The sequence below is a fragment of the Geodermatophilus telluris genome (assembly GCF_900102745.1).
Classification (GTDB): Bacteria; Actinomycetota; Actinomycetes; order Mycobacteriales; family Geodermatophilaceae; genus Geodermatophilus; species Geodermatophilus telluris.
On record NZ_FMZF01000004.1, the window covers coordinates 326,621 to 349,042 of the forward strand.

Here is a 22,422-nt window from a genome sequence, read left to right on the forward strand (position 1 = left end):
CGGCCGAGGGTGCCCAGGCCCGCCTTGACGCCTGCTTGACGCCACGCGCCTCCGCCGGGGCAACCGACCGTCAAGGCGCGACGGCGACGCTTCCGCTGACCACCAGCCCTGACGAAGGGGATGTGCGATGACCAGCGTGCTCGTCACCGGCGGCACCGGACAGCTCGGGCGCCGCGTGGTCCGCGCCCTGGCTGCCGACGGCCACACGGTGCGGATCCTGAGCCGGAGCCCGGCCGCACCGCCGGTGCCCGGCGCCGGCGTGTTCGTGGCGGACCTGCGCACCGGGACCGGCCTCGCCGAGGCGGTGGCCGGGACGACCGCGATCGTGCACTGCGCCACGGACCCGCGCAGGTCCCGGGCGGTCGACGTGGAGGGGACGGCCCGGCTGCTGGAGGCCGCCCGCGACGCCGGCCGACCGCACGTCGTCTACGTCTCGATCGCCGGGATCGACCGCGTCCCGACGGAGTACTACCGGTCCAAGCTGGCCGCCGAGCAGGCGGTCACCCGCTCCGGGCTGCCGTCGACCATCCTGCGCACCACGCAGTTCCACCCGTTTGTGCTGCAGCTGCTCGACCGCCTGACCGCTCTGCCGATCGTCCCCGTGCCCCGCGGGTGGCGGGTCCAGCCCATCGACGTCGACGAGGTCGCTCGGCGACTGGCCGGCGGCGTGGCGTCGGGGCCGGCGGGCAGGCTGCCCGACCTGGGCGGACCGGAGGTGTTTGCCGTGGTCGATCTCGTCCGGGACCGCCTCCGCGGGACACCGCGTCGACGGCCGGTCCTGGAGCTCCCCGTGCCGGGCGCGTCCGCCGCCGCTCTGCGCGCCGGTGCGAACCTCGTCCCCGGCAACCCCGCCGGTGGCCGCACCTGGCGGGAGTTCCTCGACAGCCGGCCCTCGCACCGGCTCCAGGCCCGGTGACACCCGTGACCACCGACACGGACGTCCTCGTCGTCGGCGCCGGCCCGACCGGGCTCACGCTGGCCTGCGACCTGCACCGGCGCGGCGTCGACTGCCGGGTCCTCGACCGGGCCGTGACACCTCACGTCCGGTCCCGGGGCAAGGGCCTCCAGCCGCGCAGCCTCGAGGTCTTCGACGACCTCGGGATCGCCGGGGCCGCCCTCGCCGCCGGCCGGACCCACCACCACCTGCGCCTGTACTCGGGCGGGCGGCCCGCCCTGGACCTGGACCTCCCCGCACGGCCGCCGCAGCCCGGGGTTCCGTACCCGAACCTGGTCGTGCTGCCGCAGTGGCGGACCGAGCAGGTGCTCAGGGATGGGCTGGCGGCCCTCGGCGGCACCGTCGAGTACGGGCGGGAGCTGACCGACCTCTCCCAGGACGACGACGGGGTCACCGCCACGGTCGTCGACCCGGGCACCGGCGCGACCGAAGCGCTCCGGGCCGCCTTCGTGGTCGGCTGCGACGGCGGCAGCAGCCGGGTGCGGACACTGACCGGCATCGCGATGCGCGGCGCGAGCCACGACGAGCACTTCGTCCTCGGCGACGTCCTGATCGAGGGCCTGCCGGCCGACGGCTCGTCCTTCGCCTGGTTCGACGACGACGGGTACCTCGCCGCCGACCCGCTCGACGGGAGCGGGACCTGGCAGGTGCAGGCCAGCGTCCGGCCCGACACCTCCGGGAAGCTCGAGACAGCGTCCCTGGAGCTGTTCCGGCGCCTGTTCGCCGAACGCGGCTTCGGGCACGTGCGGCTGCACGACGCCACGTGGCTGTCCGACTTCAGTCCCCGCGTCGCCATCGTCGACCGCTACCGGGCCGGCCGGGTGCTGCTGGCCGGCGATGCCGCCCACGTGCACAGCCCCGCCGGCGGGCAGGGCATGAACACCGGCATCCAGGACGCCTACAACCTCGGTTGGAAGCTCGACGCCGTCCTCCGGGGACGGGCCGCCCATGCCCTCCTCGACACCTACCAGGAGGAGCGGAGGCCGGTCGCCCGCGCGGTCCTCACCAGCAGCGACCTCGGCCACAGCGCCTTCTTCTCCCCCCACCCCGCCATGACCCTCCTGCGCAACCGGGTCCTCGTGCCGGCCCTGCGGCTGGCGGTCATCCGGAACCGGCTCCTCGACGGCGTGGCCGAACTCGACGTGGGCTACCGGGACAGCTCCCTGGTCGACGAGGCGGCCACCGGAGAGCACACCGGCGACGGGGAGGCGGCCGGTCTGGTCGACGCCGTCCGGTTCCGGCGCGGCCCGCACGCCGGTGACCGCGCACCGGACGCCGAGGTGCGTGCCGGCGACAACGGCGCGCCGACGCGCCTCTTCGACCTCTTCCGAGGCACGCACTCCACCCTGCTGGTGTTCGACGGCCCCGCCGCGACCGACGCCGGATACCGGCGGATGACCGCGACCGCCCGGCGTGTGCGCGCCGCCCTCGGCGACGACGTCCGCGCCTGGATCGTGGTCCCCGGCGACCGGAGGCCCGAGCACCTGGACGACGTCGACGTGGTCCTCGACCCCGACCGCGACGCCCACCACCGCTACGCCGCCGCGGCCGAGTCGCTGTACCTGGTCCGGCCCGACGGCTACATCGCCTACCGCAGCCGGCCCGCTACCGCCGGACCCGTGCTCGGCCACCTCGGCTCCGTGTTCAGGCTGCAGGCACCCGCGTGAGCCCCCCGGCGTGGCCTCCGGCGCCGACGAGGACCCTCATCGCCGCCACGACCTGTTCGTGCACGGCTGCACGCCGACCGTGGTGCGAGGGTGTGGCCGATCCCATCGGGTGACCGGTGCCGCCATGCCGGTCGCGGCTGCGCCGCGCGGAGGATCGACCGGTCCGCCGGTCACGGCCGGCGAACGTCCCCCGGCGCCATCCGCCGGGGCGGGGTCGGCCGCGGGGTACCGGAGGATGGCTGGAGACGTTCCCCACGGGAACTGGAGGGCGGCTTCCTACGGTCCGCGCGGTGATGTCGCTGCACAAGCTGACCGCGGGCGACGGGTACACGTACCTCACCCGCCAGGTGGCCGCCTTCGACGCCACCGAGCGAGGCTACGGCGGGCTCGGTGACTACTACTCCCAGCGCGGGGAGTCCCCGGGCGTCTGGACCGGCGGCGGCCTGCACGGCCTGGACGGAATCGACGCCGGTCAGCCGGTCGGCGAGGAGCAGATGAGGGCGCTGTTCGGCGAGGGCCGCCATCCCGACGCCGCCCGGCTGCAGCGGCAGGCCCTGGCCGCCGGCGCCGACCGGCAGCAGGCGTGGCTGGCGGGGGCCTTGGGCCGGCCCTTCTACGTCTTCGCCGCGCGTGCCGACGGATTCCAGGCCCGCTGCGCCCGAGCGTGCGCGGCGCTCACCCGCGCCCGCGGACACCCCCGCGACTCCCCGATCACCGACGAGGAGCGGGCAGGCATCCGCAGCGACACCGGCCGCGACATGTTCACCGATGTCTACGGCCGCGCGCCGCGGGATGCCCGCGAGTTGTCGGGGTTCATCGCCCGGCTGTCGCGATCGGCGACCACCGCGGTCACCGGGTACGACCTGACCTTCTCCCCGGTCAAGTCCGTCTCCGCCCTCTGGGCGCTGGCACCCCGGGACGTCGCCGAGCGGATCGAGGCCGCCCACGCCGCCGCCGTCGCCGTCGCCGACACCCTCTCCTGGCTGCAGGGACATGCCTGCCTCACCCGCACCGGCGCCGACGGCGTGCGCCAGGTGGAGACCACCGGGCTGGTCGCGGCGGTGTTCACCCATCGCGACTCCCGCGCCGGCGACCCCGACCTACACAGCCATGTCGCCGTCAGCAACAAGGTGCAGACCCGCGACGGCCGCTGGCTGGCCCTGGACGGGCGGGTGCTGCACAAGGCGGCGGTGAGCGCCTCCGAGCGGTACAACACCCGGCTGGAGGCCCACCTGGCCGACCGGGTCGGCGTCCGATTCGCCGACCGTCCCGGCCAGACCGCAGGCACGCGGCCGGTGCGCGAGGTCGTCGGCGTGGACGACCGCCTGCTGGCCACCTGGTCCTCGCGCCGGCAGGTGATCGACGTCCGCCGCGGCGAGCTGGCCGCCGCGTTCCAGCAGCGGCACGGCCGCACACCGACCGCGATCGAGGCGATCGCCCTGGCACAGCAGGCCACCCTGGAGACACGGCAGGCCAAGCACGAGCCGCGCTCCCTCGCCGAACAGCGGGTGACCTGGCGGCGGCAGGCGCTGGCCGTACTCGGAGGCCCGGCCGGCCTCAGCGGCATGCTCGACCGGGTCCTAACCCGCGAGCGGACACCGGCTCTGCCGGTCACCGAACGCTGGATCCGATCAGCGGCCCTGCGGGTGCTGGAGACGGTGAGCGGGCAGCGGGCGACCTGGCAGGTGTGGCACGTGCGCGCCGAGGCCGAGCGGCTGGTACGCGCTGCTGCGCTCACCTCCGACGAGGTGGACCGCGCGGTCGATCGGCTGACGGCGGCGGTCCTCTCCCCCGACCTGTCCATCCCGTTGGGCGATCCGGACCCGGTGGTCGAGCCGCCGCCGCTGTGCCGTTCGGACGGCTCCAGCGTCTACACCGTCGCCGGTGCGCGCCGCTACAGCAGCCGCGCGGTGCTCGACGCCGAGGCGCTGCTGCTCGCCGCGGCCGGCCGAGGCGACGGCCGCCGCGTCGATCCGGCCGTCGTCGAGCTGGCCCTGCTGGAAACCACCGCGAACGGCAGGGAACTCAACCCCGGCCAGGCTCAGCTGGTCCGCGACCTGGCCGGCAGCCGGGCCCGGGTGCAGCTAGCCGTCGCCCCGGCCGGGGCGGGCAAGACCACCGCGCTGGCCGCCTTGTCCCGCGCCTGGGAAGCCAGCGGCGGCGACGTGCTGGGGCTGGCGCCCTCGGCGGTGGCCACGGCCGGTCTGCGCGAGGCCGTCGGGGCACCGTGCGACACCGTCGCCAAGCTGACCTGGTCGCTCGACACCGGGAACCTGCCCGACTGGGTCACGGCTATCGGCCCGGGCACGCTGGTCATCGTCGACGAAGCCGGCATGGCCGGCACCCGCGACCTGGCCCGGGTCGTGGCGCACGTGCTGGGCCGGGGCGGGTCGGTGCGGCTGGTCGGGGACGACCGGCAGCTCACCTCCGTCGCCGCCGGCGGCGTGCTGACCGAGATCGCCGCCCGCCACGGGGCGGCGACCCTGACGCAGCTGGTGCGCTTCACCGACCCCGCCGAGGCCGCAGCCACCGTCGCTCTGCGCGACGGCGACACCACCGCCGTCGGCTTCTACCTCGACGCCGGGCGGGTGCACGTCGGCGACCTGACCACCTGCGCGGAGCAGGCCTACACACGGTGGGCCGCCGACCGCGCCCGCGGCCTCGACGCGCTCCTGCTGGCCGCCACCCGCGACGTCGTGCAGCAACTCAACGACCGCGCCCGCGCCCACCGCCTCGCCTCCTCCGGTGTCCCGCCGGGCCGCGAGGTGACGCTGGCCGACGGCACCCGGGCCGGCGCCGGGGACCCGGTCATCACCCGCGCCAACGACCGGCGGCTGCTCCTCACCGGCGCCGACTGGGTGAAGAACGGTGACCGCTGGACCGTCACCGCCGTCCGCGCCGACGGCGCCCTGCGGGTCGCGCACACCGGCACCGGTGGACGGCTCACCCTGCCCGCGGCCTACGTCGCCGAGCACGTGCAGCTGGGCTACGCCAGCACCGTGCACGGCGCGCAGGGCGTCACCGCCGACACCTGCCACGCCGTGCTCACCGGCGCGGAGTCCCGACAGCTGCTGTACGTGGCGCTCTCCCGCGGACGGACGGCCAACCACGTCTACCTGCCCACCGTGGGCGACGGCGACCCGCACAGCCTCGTCACGCCCGCAGCGGTGTCCCCGCCGACCGCCACCGACCTGCTCATCGCCGTGCTCGGCCGCGACGACGCCCAGACCTCGGCCACCGGCGACCGCCGGGCGCTGACCGACCCGGCCGGGCAGCTGCACTCCGCCGCCACCCGGTACGCCGACGCCCTGCGCGTCGCCGCCGAGCACCACCTCGCCGGCCCCACCGTCGAAGCCCTGCAGGACGCCGCCGAGCGGCTGCACCCGCACCTCACCGCCGCCACGACATGGCCGACGCTGCGCGGGCACCTGGCACTGCTCGCCCTCCTCGGCGCCGACCCCGTCGCCGCGCTGCGGACCGCGGCCCCGGTCCGCGAACTCGACACCGCGCACGACTCGGCGGCCGTCCTGCAGTGGCGACTGCCCGAGCCCGGCCCGGCCGGTCCGCTGCCCTGGCTGCCCGGCGTGCCGGCCGCGCTCGCCGACGATCCGCGCTGGGGCCCCTACCTCGCCGCCCGCACCGACCACGTCACCGCCTGCGCGGCCCGCGTCGCCGACACCGCCGCCACGTGGACGCCGGCCACCGTCCCCGCGTGGGCCCGACAGCTGATCGATCCGGCCCTCGCGCAGCTGCGCTCCGACGTGACCGTCTGGCGCGCCGCCCTCGCCGTGCCCGACAGCGACCGGCGACCCACCGGGCCCCCGCGCCCTGCAGCCGCCGAGCGCCGGCACCAGCGGCGGCTCGAGGAGGACCTCGCCGCAACCGCTCCGGCCCGGAGCAGCTCGGTGTGGGCGGCGCTGGCCGACGGCATCGACCCCCGCATCCGCCACGACCCGCACTGGCCCGCGCTCGCCGCACGGCTGGCGGCCGCCGACCGCGCCGGCCTCGACGCCGCCGGCCTGCTCGCCGCGGTCGCGGCGCACCGGCCGCTGCCCGACGACCTGCCCGCCGCCGCGCTGTGGTGGCGGCTGACCCCCCACCTCGCCCCGGCCACCATCCCCGCCGCTCCGGGCACCGCCGGACCGCGCCCGGACTGGTGCGCCACCCTCCGGCGACTGCTCCCCGACGCCGACGGCGTGCTGGCCGATCCCGCATGGCCGGCCCTGGTCGCGGCCGTCACCGCCGGCAGCCGCACCGGCTGGTCCCCCGCCGACTTGCTCGCCGCCGCGGTCATCGGCCTGCCGGCCGCGGCCGTCGGCGACCGCACCGGCCGCGCACGCACCGAGGCGCTGGTCTTCCGGATCACCGCCCTCACCGACACCCCGCCCGTCGATGCACCCGAACCGCTGCCGGCCGACCTGCAGCCCCCCGATGACGCCGACCAGCTCGCGTCCATCGAGGACCCGGCCGCCGTCGGCGCCGCGGGTCCGGCCGACCCGCCGCCCGGTGACCAGGACGCGCCGTTCGACCCGGAGTGGGATGCCCCGCCGCCGACGGCCGAGCCGCGCAACCTCACTCCCGACCCGTTCACCTGGACCGGTCGACCCGTGGCCGACGAGGCGGACTACCTGCTCGAGCAGCACTTCTGGGCCACGGCCGCCGTCGGGCGCGACCGGCTGATCGAGCTCACCACCCAGGCCGCCGCCTTCTACGCCGACTCCTACCCCGGCTCCTGGGCACCCGGCTACCTGCGCCGTCGCCTGGGCACCGACCTCACCGCCGATCCGCGCTTCGACCCCGGCTACGCGCCCGGTGGCTGGACGACGCTCGTCGACCACCTGCGCTCCCGGGGCGCCACCGACGACGAGCTGCTGGCCGCCGGCCTCGCTCAGCGCGCCCGCACCGGGGCCCTGATCGACCGCTTCCGCGACCGGCTCACCTTCCCCATCCGCGACGTCGACGGCGCGATCCGCGGCTTCGTCGCTCGCCGCAACCCCGCAGTCGCCGAGGACGGCCGCACCGGACCCAAGTACCTCAACACCCCCGGCACCGACCTCTACCGAGAAGGCGAGCACCTCCTCGGGCTGCACGAGAACCGAGCGGCGCTGGCCGCCATTGTTGAATACTATTCCGCTCGACCTGCCCAACTGTATTTCGACCAACTGTGGGTGAACCGCCGGGAGCGCCACGTCCATTCGGGCGATAGGGAAGGGCCGCCCACGGTTCTTCAACTTGAGTTCAATGTCCCTTGCGGCGGAGCGGCTCAAGCAGTACATGGCCCCGTGCATGGCGGCGGGACGATCGACCCAAGGCCACCGGCGGGTCAGCCTCACTGGCGTCTGATGTTTTCTATCTCGCTCGCAGAGGAGGGTTGGGACGCGGGCCAGCTCGAAACGGCCCTCCGAGACTTCCGCGCGAAATGGAAGTTGGAGTTAGTGGCCGCCGTTCGGCAAGCGAACGTAGAAATTGCCGAGCGGCGTAGCCAAATGACCGAGCAGGTGGGAGCCGAAGTTGGCCGACGGCGGAACCCCCTCGTCGCCGTTCAGCGTGCAACGAGAAACCTGTCGATTCCCCTGTCGCGAACGACCGCCGATGTCGCGGTGATTCCCGTATCGCCACGTCATCTGTCGCTTGCTGCTGCCGAGTCTGCTGTTGCGTCCGGTAGGGAACCGTTCTCGTTGGCTGATGACATCGCCGAGGGCCTCCTCCAGACCATCGCTTCCTTCTCGCGCGCGCTTGAGCGATTGCCGGTGACCGCGGACAAGCTGTTGGGCGAGGACGAGGAAACCTTGCGCGACGTCCTTCTGTTCGTCCTGAACGCGAACTGGGCTGGCCAGGTGACCGGTGAAACGTTCATCGGCCTCGGTAAGACAGACATCTCCCTGCGCTGGCGGGATCTCGATGCCTTCATCGCGGAGTGCAAGTTCTGGCATGGCGCACGCCACTTCTCTGACGCGGTCGAGCAGCTCTTGGGTCGCTACGTAGTCTGGCGGGACACGCGCGTCGCCCTCATCCTCTTCGTTCGAGACCGGAAGGACGTCTCTCGCGTGCTTCAAAGCGCATCCGAGGTTCTAGAAGCTCATGAGCGCCTCCTGTCAGCCGCCGAGTGGGATGCGGACAAGACAAGAAGGGACTTCTCGTTGCAGTCCAAGACCGATGAGGGAAGGGTGATTCGCCTCAGCTTGCTTCCGGTAGTCGTTCCAACATCCGCTTGAGCCGCGCGGCGGCCAGGCCGTCCTGACGGGGGAGCTGAAGTGACGACCTTCCCGAAGCTAGACGTAGAGACGGGGTCCTACCCGTGCACGGTGATCTATCCGAACGGTGACCGGCAGGCTGGGCAACTCGAACTCGAACCATCTAAGAGTCCCCATGGCGAGGTGTTCGGGACGCCACCCGGCCTGGAGAAGGCCACATCCTTCCCGCAGCCTCCGCAGCACTTCTCCGTCCTGGCGTGCGACTTGCGCGTTGGTTATCAGCCCCTTCTCCTGAACGCGTCTGTGGAGATGTGGTTCCCAGGTCGCTCACTCGTACGGGCCGAGGCTGCGGTCGTGGGGCACGGGCTGGAGCAGGACCCTGAATCAACGTTCCCAGAGGTAAGTCTGCAGATCACCGGCGGGCACCGGATCTTCGGTGCTACGCCGGTCAAAGAGACCTCCGGGCCTAGGTCGCTGCCTCCACAGGGGACGGTTGAATACAAAGCAACGATCGACGTGGATGCGAACAGGTCCTACCAGCGGGACGATGTTGAACTCCGATGCCGCTATTGGCTGTCAGCGCACAATCTCGACTACTACAGATTCGGTGTGCGCACTGCTCCTGTGTTCGAAATCCGGGACGCAAGCCGGCCGACTGCTCTGGGTTGGATCGCAGATCATGTCCTTCCCCTGCGCGAACTCGTCACACTCGGGACTCTAGAACAGCAGACCGTCAGTTGGTTGGAGCTCGATCACGAAGATGACGGCACGAAGTTCGGTAGCGTCCAGGTTTTCTCCCGAGAGATCGCACAGTCGCCGTATGCGCCGACCATCGACCGCGATAAGGACGGTCGGTCGCTCTTTGTATTCAGCGCACTGCCCTATAGTCCCTTGGAGCTGGTAGAGCGTTGGGAGAAGCTGCGAGCCGCGCATCCCAACTTCATCGAACCGTTGATTCGAGGTGTTACGGAGCCGACCGACTCTCGATCCGGGTTCCTGCTGACAGTCCAGGCCTTAGAGGGTCTCCACACCGAGACATACGGGGAAGGGTCACAGTATTCCGCGAAGCACAAAGAAGAGCGGGACAGCATTCTAAAAGACGTGAAACAGCTCGGACTCAGCAAGAAGCGACGCGCGTTCCTGCACCGATGGCTGGACATGAACGGCCGCTACAGCTTGCGCGATCGTCTGAAAGAGCTGCGCGATGACGTCGCGGACGATGTGTTGAGCATAGTGAACCTCGACCTGATTCCCGGTGACGTTCCTCTGTATCGCAATCAGATCTCACACGGCGCGGGCAACGTTCCGGCTACGACCCTGCGACCCGTCGGTCGAGCTCTGGCCGCGCTCGGTGTTGCGCATGTCTTGCGTCTGCTCGATCTACCGCGCGACCGAATGTCGCACCTCTTCACTAGGTGACCCGCTGTGCTCGGCCGCCCGTGTCTCTCATCTACACGCCGCGTGCGCGACGCGTCCGTTCGATGGCGGCGGTGTGGTCGGGCTCCTTGGCGACGTGGGCGTAGACGGCGTCTGTGAAGGCGATGGAGTGGTAGCCCAGCCACAGGACTGCCCAGACTTCAGTTGACTCTGGTGGGTAGGGGCGGTCAGGCCGCGAGAGCGGTCTGGGTCAGTGTCTCCAACTCGATGGGGGTCATGCGGCCGAGGGCGTCTTGGCGCTGGCGGCGGTGGTCGGTCTTCCCGATCCAGATGACGATTGCCAGCCGTAGTTGCTCGCGGGTGGTCCAACGGTGGCGGTCGAGGACGTTCCGCCTCGGTGTCCCTGAAGCCGCCCTTAGTGACATCGTCAAGGCGCCAGCGATAGCCGGTGGGCGACCCCGGCTAGCTCCACGAAGACCGGCCAGCGACACCGACGAGTGAAGGGGGCGCGGAACAGCTCAGCGCCGAGCTGCGGATCGTGGCGCCGTGCGACGGTTGGGCCGTCTGCCTAGGGTGACCCGCCTTCAGCCGCAAGATCAAGCGCGCAGCGGGCGGGTCGTCACCGAGGCGGTCCAGGTGAACTAGGGCCGGCCGTGCTCGTCGGCGGCAATTTCGGGGCCGGTCACGGCCAGTGTCGACCAGTCCGGCAAGCCCGGGTCGCCGGCGTCGAGCACACGATGGCGGAGTTCGGCCCGCAGCCCCGCGGTCGCCCGCTCGAGGTTGTCGTGGGGCAGCGACGTCGACGCCTGGTAGGCCACGGTGCGCATCGTCCCCGTGCCGCGGTCCGGCCGGCACGGTTCGGTCACGTGATGTCACACCAGGGGGTCGGTGGGCGTGGCGGGTCCGCGGCGGCGGCTACACCGTCCGAGTGACGATCCTTGTCCGCCTGCTGGACGAGCGCCGCTTCGACCCGCCGCGGGACGTCGAGGTGGAGAACGACGGCCGGTGGTGGTCCGGGGAGCAGACGGCGTGGGGCTTGTGTGATGACGGGTTCGGCTGGCGCGCCGCGGTCACCTGGCGGCAGCTGCACGACTACGGCTGGGGCCGTCACCTCACGAGTGTGCCGCCCGAGCGCGTCCGCCTCAGGGCGCGGTGAGGCGCTCCGCGCCCGATGCACAGTTCGGGGATGTCGATCGCCGCGGCGCCGGCACGTCCTCGTCGCCGACCCGCTCGACGATCCCCGCCCGCACAGAGGATGCCCTCACCGGAGGTGGGCGGTCCGCTCGTTTGTTGGTCGTAAATTGGTCGTGGGGCCCGGGTTCACGACCGCGTCAGGCCGCTGACCTGGAGTGTTGCTCCCCCGATTGGACTCGAACCAATAACCCTGCGATTAACAGTCGCATGCTCTGCCAATTGAGCTACGGGGGACGGGCGGCTGCGAGCCGCGCGCCCGTCGAGAGTACCCCACGGCTCCGGGCGCCCCACGGAGGCTCTCGCGTCGCGGACGGTCCGGTGCCGCCGTAGCGTGATCACCCGGTCGGTGTCCGCTTCGAACCCCCGGAGGTCCCCCGTGGCCAAGTTCTCCTTCCTCGTCGGCCTCGGCGCCGGCTACGTGCTCGGCGCGCGGGCCGGCCGCGAGCGCTACGAGCAGATCCGCGGACTGTGGTCCGACGCCAAGGACAACCCGCAGCTGCAGGGCCTGGCCGGCATGGCCCAGGCGCGCGCCGACGACGTCGTCAGCTCGGTCAAGGCCAAGATGGGCCGCGATGCCGAGCCCACGGGCAGCGCCACCGCGGGCAGCGCCACCGGCCGCAGCACCGGCACCACCACGACGCCGCCCGCCACGGCCACCAGCTCGCCCGACGTCACCGCACTGCCGGTCGACCCGCCGCCGGTCGCCTGACCCCCTGACCGCTGCCGGACCGGGGCCGCCGGGGCGGCCTCAGTCAGGCTGGTCGGCCGAGACCGCCTCGGCGAGCTTGCGGCGGGCCACCTCGCGCGCCTCCGGGTCGCTGCGGTGGGCGTCGTCGTCGAAGACGACCGTCCACTCCCGCGCCGCCTGCCCGGGCACCCGGCGCGCCACGAGCAGCACCCCGCCACCGTTGGGTAGTGGCGAGCGCTGGCTGGCGACCACCGTGTCGTCGACCCGGCGGCGCACCACCGCGGGCAGGTCACCGGCGTCGGCGAGGGCGTGCCGCTGCACCGGCTCGCGGGCCTGCACGCCCGGCTCGACCTCGGCCAGCGCGGTCACCGCGAAGCTGCCGCCGCCGTCGTGGGTGGCCGTCCAGCGCGCCGCCCCGACCTCGTGCCAGCGCAGCACGCCGACCTCCCCCGCCTCGGCAAGCGGGAGGTCGGCGGGCACCACGCGCAGCCCGCGGCTGGTGGCCACCAGCCAACCCTGCCCCCGCACCAGCTCGCCCCAGGCCAGCACCCGCTCGTCGGGGTCGGTACCCGAGCGCTGCGCGGCGTCGACGACGGCGCGCACCGGCTCCGGCGGGCGGGTGAACCGGCGGCGCAGCGCCGCGGCGAGGTTCACTCGGCCAGCCCGCCGATCGCCCGCTTGCGCAGCGAGATGGCCCGCTGCTCGAGCTCCATCAGCCGGGTGAAGAGGCGCATGTACTCGTCGCCCTGCTCGACCGGGTTCATCCGCTGCAACTTGCCCTTGATGCCCGCCACCTGGCGGTTGGTGTGCATCTCCTCCAGCCGGGCCAGCACCGCCGTCACGTAGCCGGCGTCGGCCTCGCCCACCGAGCGCAGCGGCTCGACGGCGAGCGCGGTCAGCATCGCCCGCGCCGTCTCCCGCTCGCAGTGCGCGGCCACCTGGTCGAGCCACTCCGGCCCGGTGACGGTCGCCGCCGCCGCTCCCCCGGCGCCGGCCACCGCCGCGGCGACCGCCGCGTAGTCGGCATCGGTGTAGGCCTCCGGCGGGACGGCGTCGAACGACGGCCCGGCGACCTCGGGCACCTGCAGCGCGGCCTTGACCGCCTCCCGCTCCACGGCCACCGCGGCGTCGTCCGGCGTCCGCTTCGGCACCCGCGGCCGCGAGCGGGACGAGGCCACCTCCCCGCCGGTGATCCGCCGGATCCGCTCGAGCACCTCGCCCTCGTCGGTGTCGCCGATCAGGCCGGCCAGCCGGCGGGCGTACGCGGGGACCAGCGCGTGGTCCTTGACCTGCGCCAGCAGCGGCGCCGTCCGGTCCAGCGCGGCCACCCGGCCCTCGACGGTGTCGAGGTCGTACTCGGCCAGGGTCGTGCGCAGGACGAACTCGATCAGCGGCGTCCGCCGGGCCACCAGGTCGCGGACGGCGGCGTCGCCGTGCGCCTGCCGCAGCTCGCAGGGGTCGCGGCCGTCGGGCTCGACCGCGACGAACGTCTGCGCGACGAAGCGCTGGTCCTCCTTGAACGTCTTCATCGCGGCGGCCTGCCCCGCGGCGTCGCCGTCGAAGGTGTAGACGACCTCCCCGCGGAACTCGTCCTGGTCCATGAGCAGCCGCCGCAGTACGCCGATGTGCTCGGGGCCGAACGCGGTGCCGCAGGAGGCGACCGCCGTGGTCACCCCGGCGAGGTGGCAGGCCATGACGTCGGTGTAGCCCTCGACGACGACGGCCTGGTGGCGCCGGGCGATGTCCCGCTTGGCCCGCTCGATGCCGTAGAGGACGCTGCTCTTCTTGTACAGCGGCGTCTCGGGGGTGTTGAGGTACTTCGGGCCGGGGTCGTCGTCCGCCAGCTTGCGGGCGCCGAAGCCGATGACGTCGCCGGTGATGTCGCGGATCGGCCAGACCAGCCGGCGGTGGAAACGGTCGATGAGCGTGCCGCGCGAGGACTCCTTGGCCAGCCCCGCCGTCACCAGCTCCTGCTGGCTGTAGCCCCTGCCGCGCAGGTGGCGGGTCAGCCCGTCCCAGCCGCCGGGGGCGAACCCGCAGCCGAAGTCGACGGCGACCTGCCGGTCGAACCCCCGGTCGGCGAGGAACTGCCGCGCGGGCGCCGCCTCGGGACTGCGCAGCTGCTCGGCGTAGAACTCCGCGGCCGCGGTGTTGGCCGCGACCAGCCGGGCGCGCTGCCCGGCCTGCGCGCGGTCGGGCGCCCCGGTGGGCCGGCCGCCGTCGTCCTCGTACTTCAGGTCGATGTTGGCGCGCCCGGCCAGCCGCTCGACGGCCTCGGTGAAGCTCAGGTGGTCGATCTGCTGCACGAAGCTGATGACGTCGCCGCCCGCCCCGCAACCGAAGCAGTTGCCGGTGAGGACGTTGTCCTCGAGCGTGAAGGCGTGCGTGCCGGGCACCTCGGCGCAGTAGACCTCCTCGACGCGGTCGCTCCACTCGACCGATCGGACCACCCAGCGCTTGCGCTCGTACTTCTTCCGGTTGCTCAGGATCCGGTCGCGGTGGTGCGCGAGGAGGAAGAACGAGTCGGGCAGGCCCTTGGTCATGAAGCGGACGTTGAAGACGTCGCTCATGACGCCGTCGATGCCGAGCCGGGTCTGCTTGGCGACGCCGTAGGTCCCGATGCCGAGTCGGGTGCACAGCGTCCGGACGTACTCGAGGTCGTCGACACGCGCGGAGTTCAGGACGGCATCACCGTCGTCGGCCACGCAGCCGTCGGCCGCGAAGTAGCCGGCCAGCCAACCGAGCAGGTAGGACGTGTCCTCGTCGAGGTGCGGGCGCTCGTCCTTGAAGTAGGCCGGCAGGCCGTAGTAGCGCGTCCCCCGCTCCTCGGACCAGCTGCGGCACCCATCGAAGAAGCCGGCCAGCTCGGCGTCCTTCTCCCCGAAGAGGACCGCGATCGAGCCTGCTCCGGAGCGGGTGCCGTCGCCGTAGACCAGTCCGCGTGCGATGCCGAAGGGAGACGGCCGGGTGGCCGGGTTGAGCACCCGGCTCATCGGGAACGAGGCCGACAGCTGGTCACCGGGCCGCAGGTCCCTGGTCAGCTTCTCGCGGCGGTCCTGCCGCAGTTTCCCCGACGGGACGAACCACCGGTGCTCGTCGGTGGCGAAGAGCACCTTCTCCCGGCCGTTGCGGGACAGGACGACCCGCATGAGCCGCTGGACGCCGTAGGAGCGGAAGGGGGCCTCCACCCAGCCGCCGTCGCCGTTCAGCACCCGGACGGTCCGTCCCGCCAGCTCGGCGATCGGGACCACACCGTCCTCCGTCAGGACGCCGGTCTCCCCCGCCAGGCAGTGGAAGAGGTTCCGCGCCGGGGTGACGTGGAACGACGGCGACTTCTCGTCGTGGAACGGGCACAGGCCCTTGAGGCTGCCGCCCCCGGCGCGCTTGAGCTGCAGGTGCTCGCCGACCACCTCGTCGATCCGGCTGCGCTCGCGCACCAGCGCGATGTCCGCCGCTCGGATGCGTCCCCGGCCGGCCATGGGCCCCCTCCGTCGTGCTGCTGCTCAGGACGCCGGTGCGCGTCCCGCCCCGATCATCCCCCGCGGGGTGGACGCGGGCGGCGGCCGTCCCCACCCGGGTGCCCGCCGTCCTCGCGGTGCGGTGCCCGACCTCGCGCTGCGCGGTGAGGTCGGGCACTGCACCGCGAGGTGCGGGCGGGCGGGTCAGCCGATCCCGGGGGCACCCGCCACGCTCTCGCCGGTCGCGCGGTAGAGCAGGTAGGCCGCGGTCTCCCGCAGGATGTAGCGGAACTGCGTGGTGCGCGTCTGCACGGCCGGCCCCTGGCGGGTGGGCGAGCTGGTCACCTCCATGCCGGCGTCCTCGGCCATCCGCTCGGCGCGCATGGCGTGCCAGGGGTCGGTGACCAGGACGGCGGTGGTCCAGCCCCGCTCGGCGTAGGCCGTGCCCACCGCCCGCATGCTCTCCAGCGTGTCCACGCCCTCGGGCACGGCGAGCAGCGAGTCGGCCGGGATGCCGGCGTCCTCCAGGTAGGCGCGGCCGGCGTCGGCCTCGGTGAACTGGTCGCCGGCCGCCTTGCCGCCGACGGTCACCACCACGGGGGCGACGCCGTCCTCCCACAGCGACAGCGCGTGCTCCAGCCGCGCCGCGAAGATCGACGACGGGACGCCGTTGTACTGCGCCGACCCGAGCACCACGATCGCGTCGGACTGCGGCCGGGCGTCGTGCCGCGCGGTCCACCAGATGGCCGCGGCGGTCGAGGTCACCAGCAGCAGCACGGCGAGGACGACGGCACCGAACACCCGAGTCACCAGCGCCCCCGCCCACGTCACCGATCGAGGATGACACGGGGCCGGCGCCGTCCGTGGTTGGCGGGACGGGCGTGGCGCGTGGGGCTCCCCGGCGGGCGGGGAGCCCCGTGCTCAGGACCCGGCGCGGTCCCCGCCGAGGGCCGCCCGGCCCGCCTCCAGGCGGGCCACCGGCACCCGGAACGGCGAGCAGGACACGTAGTCCAGTCCCACCTCGTGGAAGAAGTGCACCGAGTCGGGGTCGCCGCCGTGCTCGCCGCAGACGCCGAGCTTGAGGTCCGGCCGCGCCGACCGGCCGTTCTCCACGCCGATCTCGACCAGCCGGCCGACGCCGGGCCGGTCCAGCGACTCGAACGGCGAGACGCCGAAGATGCCCTTGTCCAGGTAGGCGTGGAAGAACGCGGCCTCGACGTCGTCGCGGGAGAAGCCCCAGGTCATCTGGGTGAGGTCGTTGGTGCCGAAGGAGAAGAACTCGGCCGAGTGGGCGATCTCGGCGGCGGTGAGCGCGGCCCGCGGCACCTCGATCATCGTGCCGATCAGCACGTCGAGCTCGACGCCGCACTCCTCGAACACCGCCGCGAGCACCTGCTCGGACTCCTCGCGGATGGCCTCGAGCTCCTGCACCGCCCCGACCAGCGGGATCATGATCTCCGGCCGCGGGTCGCCGCCGGCGCGCTTGCGCGCGCACGCCGCCTGGGCGATGGCGCGCACCTGCATGGCGAACAGCCCCTTGACCACCAGGCCCAGCCGCACGCCGCGCAGGCCCAGCATCGGGTTCTGCTCGTGCAGCCGGCGGACGGCGGCCAGCAGCCGCAGGTTGGCCTCGTCGGGGTGCCCCTGGGCCTCGGCCACGGCCACCCGCACCGACAGGTCGGTGAGGTCGGGCAGGAACTCGTGCAGCGGCGGGTCGAGCAGCCGCACGGTCACCGGCAGCCCGTCCATCGCCTCGAAGATCTCGACGAAGTCCTGCTCCTGCAGCGGGGCGAGCGCGTCGAGCGCGGCCTGCTTGTCCTCGTCGGTCTCGGCGAGGATCAGCTTCTCCACCAGCTGCCGCCGGTCGCCGAGGAACATGTGCTCGGTGCGGCACAGGCCGATGCCGCGGGCGCCGAAGCGCCGGGCACGGGCGGAGTCCTCGGGGGTGTCGGCGTTGGTGCGCACGTCCAGCCGCCGCGCGCCGTCGGCGTGGGCGAGGACCCGGTGCACGCTGCGCACCAGGTCGTCGGTCTCGGCGGAGTCCGGATCGATCTCGCCCTCGAAGTAGCGGACGACGGCCGACGGCTCGACCGGCACCTCCCCCAGCCACACCCGGCCGGTGGACCCGTCGATGGAGATGACCTCGCCCTCCTCGACGGTGACGCCGCCGGGCGCGGTGAAGCGCCGGTTCTTCGTGTCGACCTGCAGCTCCTCGGCGCCGCAGACGCAGGTCTTGCCCATGCCCCGGGCGACGACGGCGGCGTGCGAGGTCTTGCCGCCGCGGCTGGTGAGCACGCCCTCGGCGGCGATCATCCCGGACAGGTCGTCGGGGTTGGTCTCCCGCCGGACCAGCACCACCTTCTCCCCCCGGTCGGCCCACTGGACGGCGGTCTCCGAGCTGAACACCGCCTTGCCGACGGCGGCGCCGGGCGAGGCGTTCATGCCCTGGGTGAGCTGGGTGGCGTCCCCGCCGGAGACGAACCGCGGGAACATCAGCTGGGCCAACTGGTCGCCGGTGACCCGCCGGACCGCCTCGTCGGTGTCGATGAGGCCCTCGTCGACGAGCTGGGTGGCGATGCGGAAGGCCGCGGCCGCCGTCCGCTTGCCCACGCGGGTCTGCAGCATCCACAGCTTGCCGCGCTCGACGGTGAACTCGATGTCGCACAGGTCGCGGTAGTGCGACTCCAGGGTGCTCATGATCTCCATGAGCTCGCCGTAGGCGCCGGCGTCGATGCGCTCGAGCTCGGTCAGCGGCACGGTGTTGCGGATGCCGGCGACGACGTCCTCGCCCTGGGCGTTCTGCAGGTAGTCGCCGTAGACGCCCTGCTCGCCGCTGCCCGGGTCGCGGGTGAAGGCCACGCCGGTGCCGGAGTCGGGCCCGAGGTTGCCGAAGACCATCGAGCAGACGTTCACGGCGGTGCCGGCGTCGCTGGGGATGCGCTCGCGGCGACGGTAGAGGATCGCGCGCGGGGAGTTCCACGAGTCGAAGACGGCGTTGATCGCCAGGTCCATCTGCTCGCGCGGGTCCTGCGGGAAGTCCCGGTCGGTGTGCTCGCGCACGATCGCCTTGAACCGGTCGACGACGTCGCGCAGGTGCTCGGCGTCGAGGTCGAGGTCGAGGTCGGTGCCCTGCTCGCGCTTGGCCTCGTCGAGGGCGTGCTCGAAGTGCTCCCCGTCGATGTCGAGCACGGTCTTGCCGAACATCTGGATGAGCCGGCGGTAGGAGTCCCAGGCGAACCGGTCGCTGCCCGACTGCGCGGCCAGGCCCTGCACCGACTCGTCGTTGAGGCCGACGTTGAGGACGGTCTCCATCATCCCGGGCATGGACGCCGCCGCCCCCGAGCGCACTGACACCAGGAGCGGGTCGGAGGGGTCGCCGAGCGTCTTGCCCATCGCCTTCTCCAGCGCCGTGAGGTGCTCGGTCACCTGGTCGGCGAGGTCGGGCGGGGTGCCGCCGTGTTCGAGGTAGAAGCGGCAGGCGTCGGTGGTGATGGTGAACCCGGGCGGCACCGGCAGGCCCAGGTTGGTCATCTCGGCGAGGTTGGCGCCCTTGCCGCCGAGCAGGTCCTTCTGCTCCTTGCTGCCCTCGCTGAAGTCGTAGACCCAGGTCGTCCCACTGCCCACCGTGCACCTCCGCGCTCGTCCGTCGGGGCTCCGATCACGACGGTGTGCACAGACGTCTCAGACGTCCGCTCGGAGCAGGACTGTGATGGTGGCCCACGGGCGGAGGACACGCCAGCCCGTCACGCGTCCGGGGCGGCGGCGCGCAGCAGCGCCCGGACCTCCGCCGCGCCGGTCGCGGCCAGGCACCGCCGCGCCAGCTCGGCGCACGCGCCGGTGTCCAGCTGCCGGACGGCGGCCTTGACGCCGGCGACCGCCGACGGCGCGACGCTGAGCTCCCGCACGCCGAGGCCGACCAGCACCGGGACGGCCGCGGGGTCGGCGGCCACCTCCCCGCACACCGACACCGCGGCCCGGCCGGCCGCGCGGGACGCCGTCTCCCCGACCAGGCGCAGCACGGCCGGGTGGAGGGGGTCGGCGAGGGCGGCGAGGGCCGGGTGGCCGCGGGCGGCGGCGAGCGTGTACTGGGTGAGGTCGTTGGTGCCGATGCTCAGGACGTCGACGTGCGGCAGGAACGCCTCGACGTCCAGCGCGACCGCCGGCACCTCCACCATGACGCCGACCTGCAGCCCGGCCGGCACCGGGCCGGGGGCGGCGGCCTCGGCGAGCAGCCGGCGCACCGCGAGGACCTCCTCGACCACGGTGACCATCGGGACCAGCAGCCGCACCGGCCCGTGCCGCGCGGCCCGGCAGACGGCGGCGAGCTGGGTGCGCAGCAGGTCCGGCCGGGTGAGCGACAGGCGCACGCCGCGGACGCCGAGGAAGGGGTCGGTCTCCGCCGGCTGCGGCCAGTAGCGCAGCGGCTTGTCCCCGCCGACGTCGAGCGTGCGGATGGCCACCGGGCGTCCGGCGAGCGCGTCGAGCACCGCCCGGTACTCCTGCTCCTGCTCCTCGGCGGTGGGGGGCCGGTCGCGGTCGAGGAAGAGGACCTCGGTGCGCAGGAGGCCCACGCCGTCGGCGCCGGTCGCGGCGGCGGCCCGGGCGTCGGCCACCGACCCGACGTTCGCGCTCACCGTCACGCGCCGGCCGTCGCGGGTGAGTGCCTCGCGGGCTGCCTCGGCGGTGTCCCGGGCGTGCCGGTCGGCCAGCTCCCGCCGGCGGGCGCGGTACTCCGCCACGACGGCGGCCGGCGGGTCGACGAGCACGCGGCCCTCCGTGCCGTCGACCACCAGCGGGGTGCCGTCGGCGACGTCGAGGAGGCCGGCCCCGGCGGCGACGACGGCGGGGATGCCGAGCGCGCGCACCAGGATCGCGGCGTGCGACGTGGGGCTGCCGCCGGCCAGCGCGACGCCGGCCACCCGCCGCGGGTCGAGCGCGCCGGCCCGGGCGGGGGTGAGGTCGTCGGCGACCAGCACGCCGTCGACGTCGACGCCCGGCTCCGGGGCCTCGCCGGCGAGGGCGCGGAGCACCTGGTCCCCCACGGCGCGCACGTCGGCGGCCCGTGCCCGCAGGTAGGGGTCGGGCAGCGCCGCCCACGTCGCCTCCAGGTCGGCCACCGCCCGCGCCCACGCGCCGGCGGCCGGCGCCCCGGCCCCGGTCCCCGCCCGGGCCGCGCCGGTCAGCTCGGCGTCGTCGAGCAGCAGCAGGTGCGCCGCGAAGACGCCGGCCTGCCCGGGGCCGGCGCGGTCGCGGGCCCGCGCGACGTCCCGGCGCACCGCGGCGAGGGCGTCGGCCAGCCGGCGCTCCTCGTGCTCCGGTGGCCCGGCGGGGCGCTCGTCGACCGGGACGGGGACCGCCGGCAGGTGGACGGCGGGGCCGACCGCGATGCCGGGCGAGGCCGGCAGCGGTCCGGGCGACGGCGCCGTCCCGGCCGGGCCCGGCTGCTCCTCCACAGCGCCGGGCGCCTCGTCGTCGTCGTCGTCGTCGAAGGAGCGGGCCGCCAGCGCCAGCACCCGGTCCACGGCCTCGCGGGCCGCCGGGCCGCGCGCGGCGACCTCGACCTCGTGGCCGCGCAGCGCGCCGAGGGTGGCCACCCGGCTCAGGCTGCCGGCCGGCACGGGGCCGGTGCCGGTGGTCAGGTCGCGCACCGTGACGTCGGCGTCGAGCCGGCGCACCTCGGCGACCAGCCGGGCCGCGGGGCGGGCGTGCAGGCCGTGCGCGTTGGCCACCACGAAGGACCCGGTCAGGAACCCGTCCGCGGCGGGCCCCGGCTCCCCGGCGGGCGCGGTGACCGGCGCGGTGGCCGGCGCGCTGCCCAGGTGCGACTCCTTCGCGAGCAGCGCGGCCCGGGCCTCCGCGGCGACCTCCGCGCGGTCGGCGCCGCCGGCCGCGGTGACCGTGGCCACCAGCAGCCCCTCCACCAGCGGCGCCGGCGAGAGGACGACGCGCTCGCGCACGTCGTCGGCCACCATCTCCAGCGCCATCTCCGCGCTGAGCAGGGCGCTGCCCACGTCGAGGAGGACCACGACGCCGTCGCCGTCGTCCACCTCCTCCACCGCGGCGGCGATCCGGACGGCGTCGGTGCCGAACGTCGTCTCGTCCAGCCCGGCGGCCACCGCGACGCGCACCGCCTGCCCGGGGACCATCTCCGCGGCCAGCCCGACCGCGGCCTCGGCCAGCGCCCGGCTGTGCGACACCACGACGATCCCCACGCGGGACCGGCCGGCGGCGCCCGGTGCGCTCACCGGCTCCCGCCGGCGAGGGTCCCCGCGGCCGCGGCCAGGAGGAGGGCGGCGCTCGTGGCACCGGGGTCCGGGTGGCCGGCGCTGCGCTCGCCGAGGTAGCTGGCCCGGCCCTTGCGGGCGACCATCGGCGTGGTGGCGTCCCGGCCCGCGGCGGCCGCCTCCGCGGCCGCCGCGAGGGCCTCCGCCCACGTCCGGCCCGCGGCCAGCGCCTCCTCGCAGGCGGTGACCGCCGGGAGCAGGGCGTCGACCATCGTCTTGTCCCCCGCCTCGGCGCGCCCGCGGGCGACGACGCCCTCCACGCCGGCGCGCAGCGCGGCGGCGACGTCGGCGGGGGACGCGGTCGCCGCGTCCCCGAGTGCCGTGCCGAGGCGGAGGAAGAAGGTGCCGTAGAGCGGCCCGCTGGCTCCGCCGACCGTGGAGACCAGGGTCGTGCCGACCTTCTTCACCAGCGCCCCGGGCGCGGCGGGGGCGGCACCGTCGACGGCGGCGAGGACCGCCGTCGTGCCGCGGTGCATGTTGGCGCCGTGGTCGCCGTCGCCGATGGCCGCGTCGAGCTCGGTGAGCGCGTCCCGGTTCTCCGCCACCAGCCGGGCGAACTCCCGGATCCAGGCGAGGAGGTCGTCGGCCGACACCTGCTCCACGGC

The 22,422-nt window shown here is 74.1% G+C and carries 13 protein-coding genes, 1 tRNA gene and 1 pseudogene; 6 read left to right on the forward strand and 9 right to left on the reverse strand.

The genetic code is table 11. The annotated features are described in order from the left end of the window. Positions 1 to 127 precede the first annotated feature (127 nt). From BLQ97_RS14885 to BLQ97_RS14900, 4 genes are all read left to right on the forward strand, one after another. Positions 128 to 916, forward strand: coding sequence for an SDR family oxidoreductase (locus BLQ97_RS14885; RefSeq protein ID WP_091366777.1), 789 nt, complete (start codon positions 128 to 130; stop codon positions 914 to 916). Positions 917 to 921: 5 nt separating this feature from the next. Continuing rightward, complete coding sequence (locus BLQ97_RS14890; protein WP_175471754.1) at positions 922 to 2,622, forward strand: FAD-dependent monooxygenase; 1,701 nt, start codon at positions 922 to 924, stop codon at positions 2,620 to 2,622. Positions 2,623 to 2,915: 293 nt separating this feature from the next. Further along, complete coding sequence (mobF, locus tag BLQ97_RS14895; RefSeq protein ID WP_091366991.1) at positions 2,916 to 8,837, forward strand: MobF family relaxase; 5,922 nt, start codon at positions 2,916 to 2,918, stop codon at positions 8,835 to 8,837. Positions 8,838 to 8,927: 90 nt separating this feature from the next. Next, on the forward strand, positions 8,928 to 10,235 hold the full coding sequence (locus BLQ97_RS14900; protein WP_139173673.1) for an ApeA N-terminal domain 1-containing protein: 1,308 nt from the start codon (positions 8,928 to 8,930) through the stop codon (positions 10,233 to 10,235). 185 nt (positions 10,236 to 10,420) lie between these two features. Here BLQ97_RS14900 and BLQ97_RS23965 read toward each other — a convergent pair. Both BLQ97_RS23965 and BLQ97_RS14910 read right to left on the reverse strand, forming a co-directional pair. Beyond that, a pseudogene (locus BLQ97_RS23965) lies at positions 10,421 to 10,588 on the reverse strand (IS3 family transposase); the annotation flags it as partial. 246 nt (positions 10,589 to 10,834) lie between these two features. Further along, entirely contained in the window at positions 10,835 to 11,059 is a 225-nt protein-coding gene (locus BLQ97_RS14910) for a hypothetical protein (RefSeq protein WP_139173675.1), read from the reverse strand. Positions 11,060 to 11,121: 62 nt separating this feature from the next. Between BLQ97_RS14910 and BLQ97_RS14915 the strand changes: the two genes are divergently transcribed. Further along, positions 11,122 to 11,349, forward strand: coding sequence for a hypothetical protein (locus BLQ97_RS14915; RefSeq protein WP_091366782.1), 228 nt, complete (start codon positions 11,122 to 11,124; stop codon positions 11,347 to 11,349). A gap of 199 nt (positions 11,350 to 11,548) precedes the next feature. Here BLQ97_RS14915 and BLQ97_RS14920 read toward each other — a convergent pair. After that, positions 11,549 to 11,621, reverse strand: a tRNA-Asn gene (locus BLQ97_RS14920). A 142-nt stretch (positions 11,622 to 11,763) separates the two neighbouring features. Between BLQ97_RS14920 and BLQ97_RS14925 the strand changes: the two genes are divergently transcribed. Then, positions 11,764 to 12,096, forward strand: a complete 333-nt coding sequence (locus tag BLQ97_RS14925; RefSeq protein ID WP_091366783.1) for a hypothetical protein — start codon at positions 11,764 to 11,766, stop codon at positions 12,094 to 12,096. A 39-nt stretch (positions 12,097 to 12,135) separates the two neighbouring features. Here the strand turns inward: BLQ97_RS14925 and BLQ97_RS14930 are convergent, their stop codons facing one another. The 6 genes from BLQ97_RS14930 to dhaL all read right to left on the reverse strand — a co-directional run bounded on the left by BLQ97_RS14930 (position 12,136) and on the right by dhaL (position 22,419). Further along, a complete protein-coding gene (locus tag BLQ97_RS14930; RefSeq protein ID WP_091366784.1) occupies positions 12,136 to 12,729 on the reverse strand; it encodes a hypothetical protein in 594 nt (197 codons plus the stop codon). After that, positions 12,726 to 15,554: a DNA primase gene (dnaG, locus tag BLQ97_RS23970; RefSeq protein WP_091366785.1), complete on the reverse strand. Its 2,829-nt coding sequence runs from the start codon at positions 15,552 to 15,554 to the stop codon at positions 12,726 to 12,728. Before dnaG ends, BLQ97_RS14930 begins: the two co-directional genes overlap by 4 nt. Positions 15,555 to 15,737: 183 nt before the next feature. Next, positions 15,738 to 16,364 carry a YdcF family protein gene (locus BLQ97_RS14940; RefSeq protein WP_091366786.1) on the reverse strand — a complete coding sequence of 209 codons (627 nt, stop codon included), beginning with the start codon at positions 16,362 to 16,364 and terminating at the stop codon, positions 15,738 to 15,740. Between the two features lie 90 nt (positions 16,365 to 16,454). Beyond that, a complete protein-coding gene (ppdK, locus tag BLQ97_RS14945) occupies positions 16,455 to 19,157 on the reverse strand; it encodes a pyruvate, phosphate dikinase (protein WP_091366787.1) in 2,703 nt (900 codons plus the stop codon). 119 nt (positions 19,158 to 19,276) lie between these two features. Continuing rightward, positions 19,277 to 21,778, reverse strand: coding sequence for a phosphoenolpyruvate--protein phosphotransferase (gene ptsP / locus BLQ97_RS14950; RefSeq protein ID WP_217637209.1), 2,502 nt, complete (start codon positions 21,776 to 21,778; stop codon positions 19,277 to 19,279). After that, on the reverse strand, positions 21,775 to 22,419 hold the full coding sequence (gene dhaL / locus BLQ97_RS14955; protein ID WP_091366788.1) for a dihydroxyacetone kinase subunit DhaL: 645 nt from the start codon (positions 22,417 to 22,419) through the stop codon (positions 21,775 to 21,777). The genes ptsP and dhaL overlap by 4 nt, the downstream gene beginning before the upstream one ends. Positions 22,420 to 22,422: the final 3 nt, after the last annotated feature.

What these genes read in the sequence shown, in the direction of transcription:
- BLQ97_RS14885 (WP_091366777.1), top strand. Translation starts at nt 128, where the DNA reads ATGACCAGCGTGCTCGTCACCGGCGGCACCGGACAGCTCGGGCGCCGC.
- mobF (WP_091366991.1), top strand. Translation starts at nt 2,916, where the DNA reads ATGTCGCTGCACAAGCTGACCGCGGGCGACGGGTACACGTACCTCACC.
- dnaG (WP_091366785.1), bottom strand. Translation starts at nt 15,554, where the DNA reads ATGGCCGGCCGGGGACGCATCCGAGCGGCGGACATCGCGCTGGTGCGC.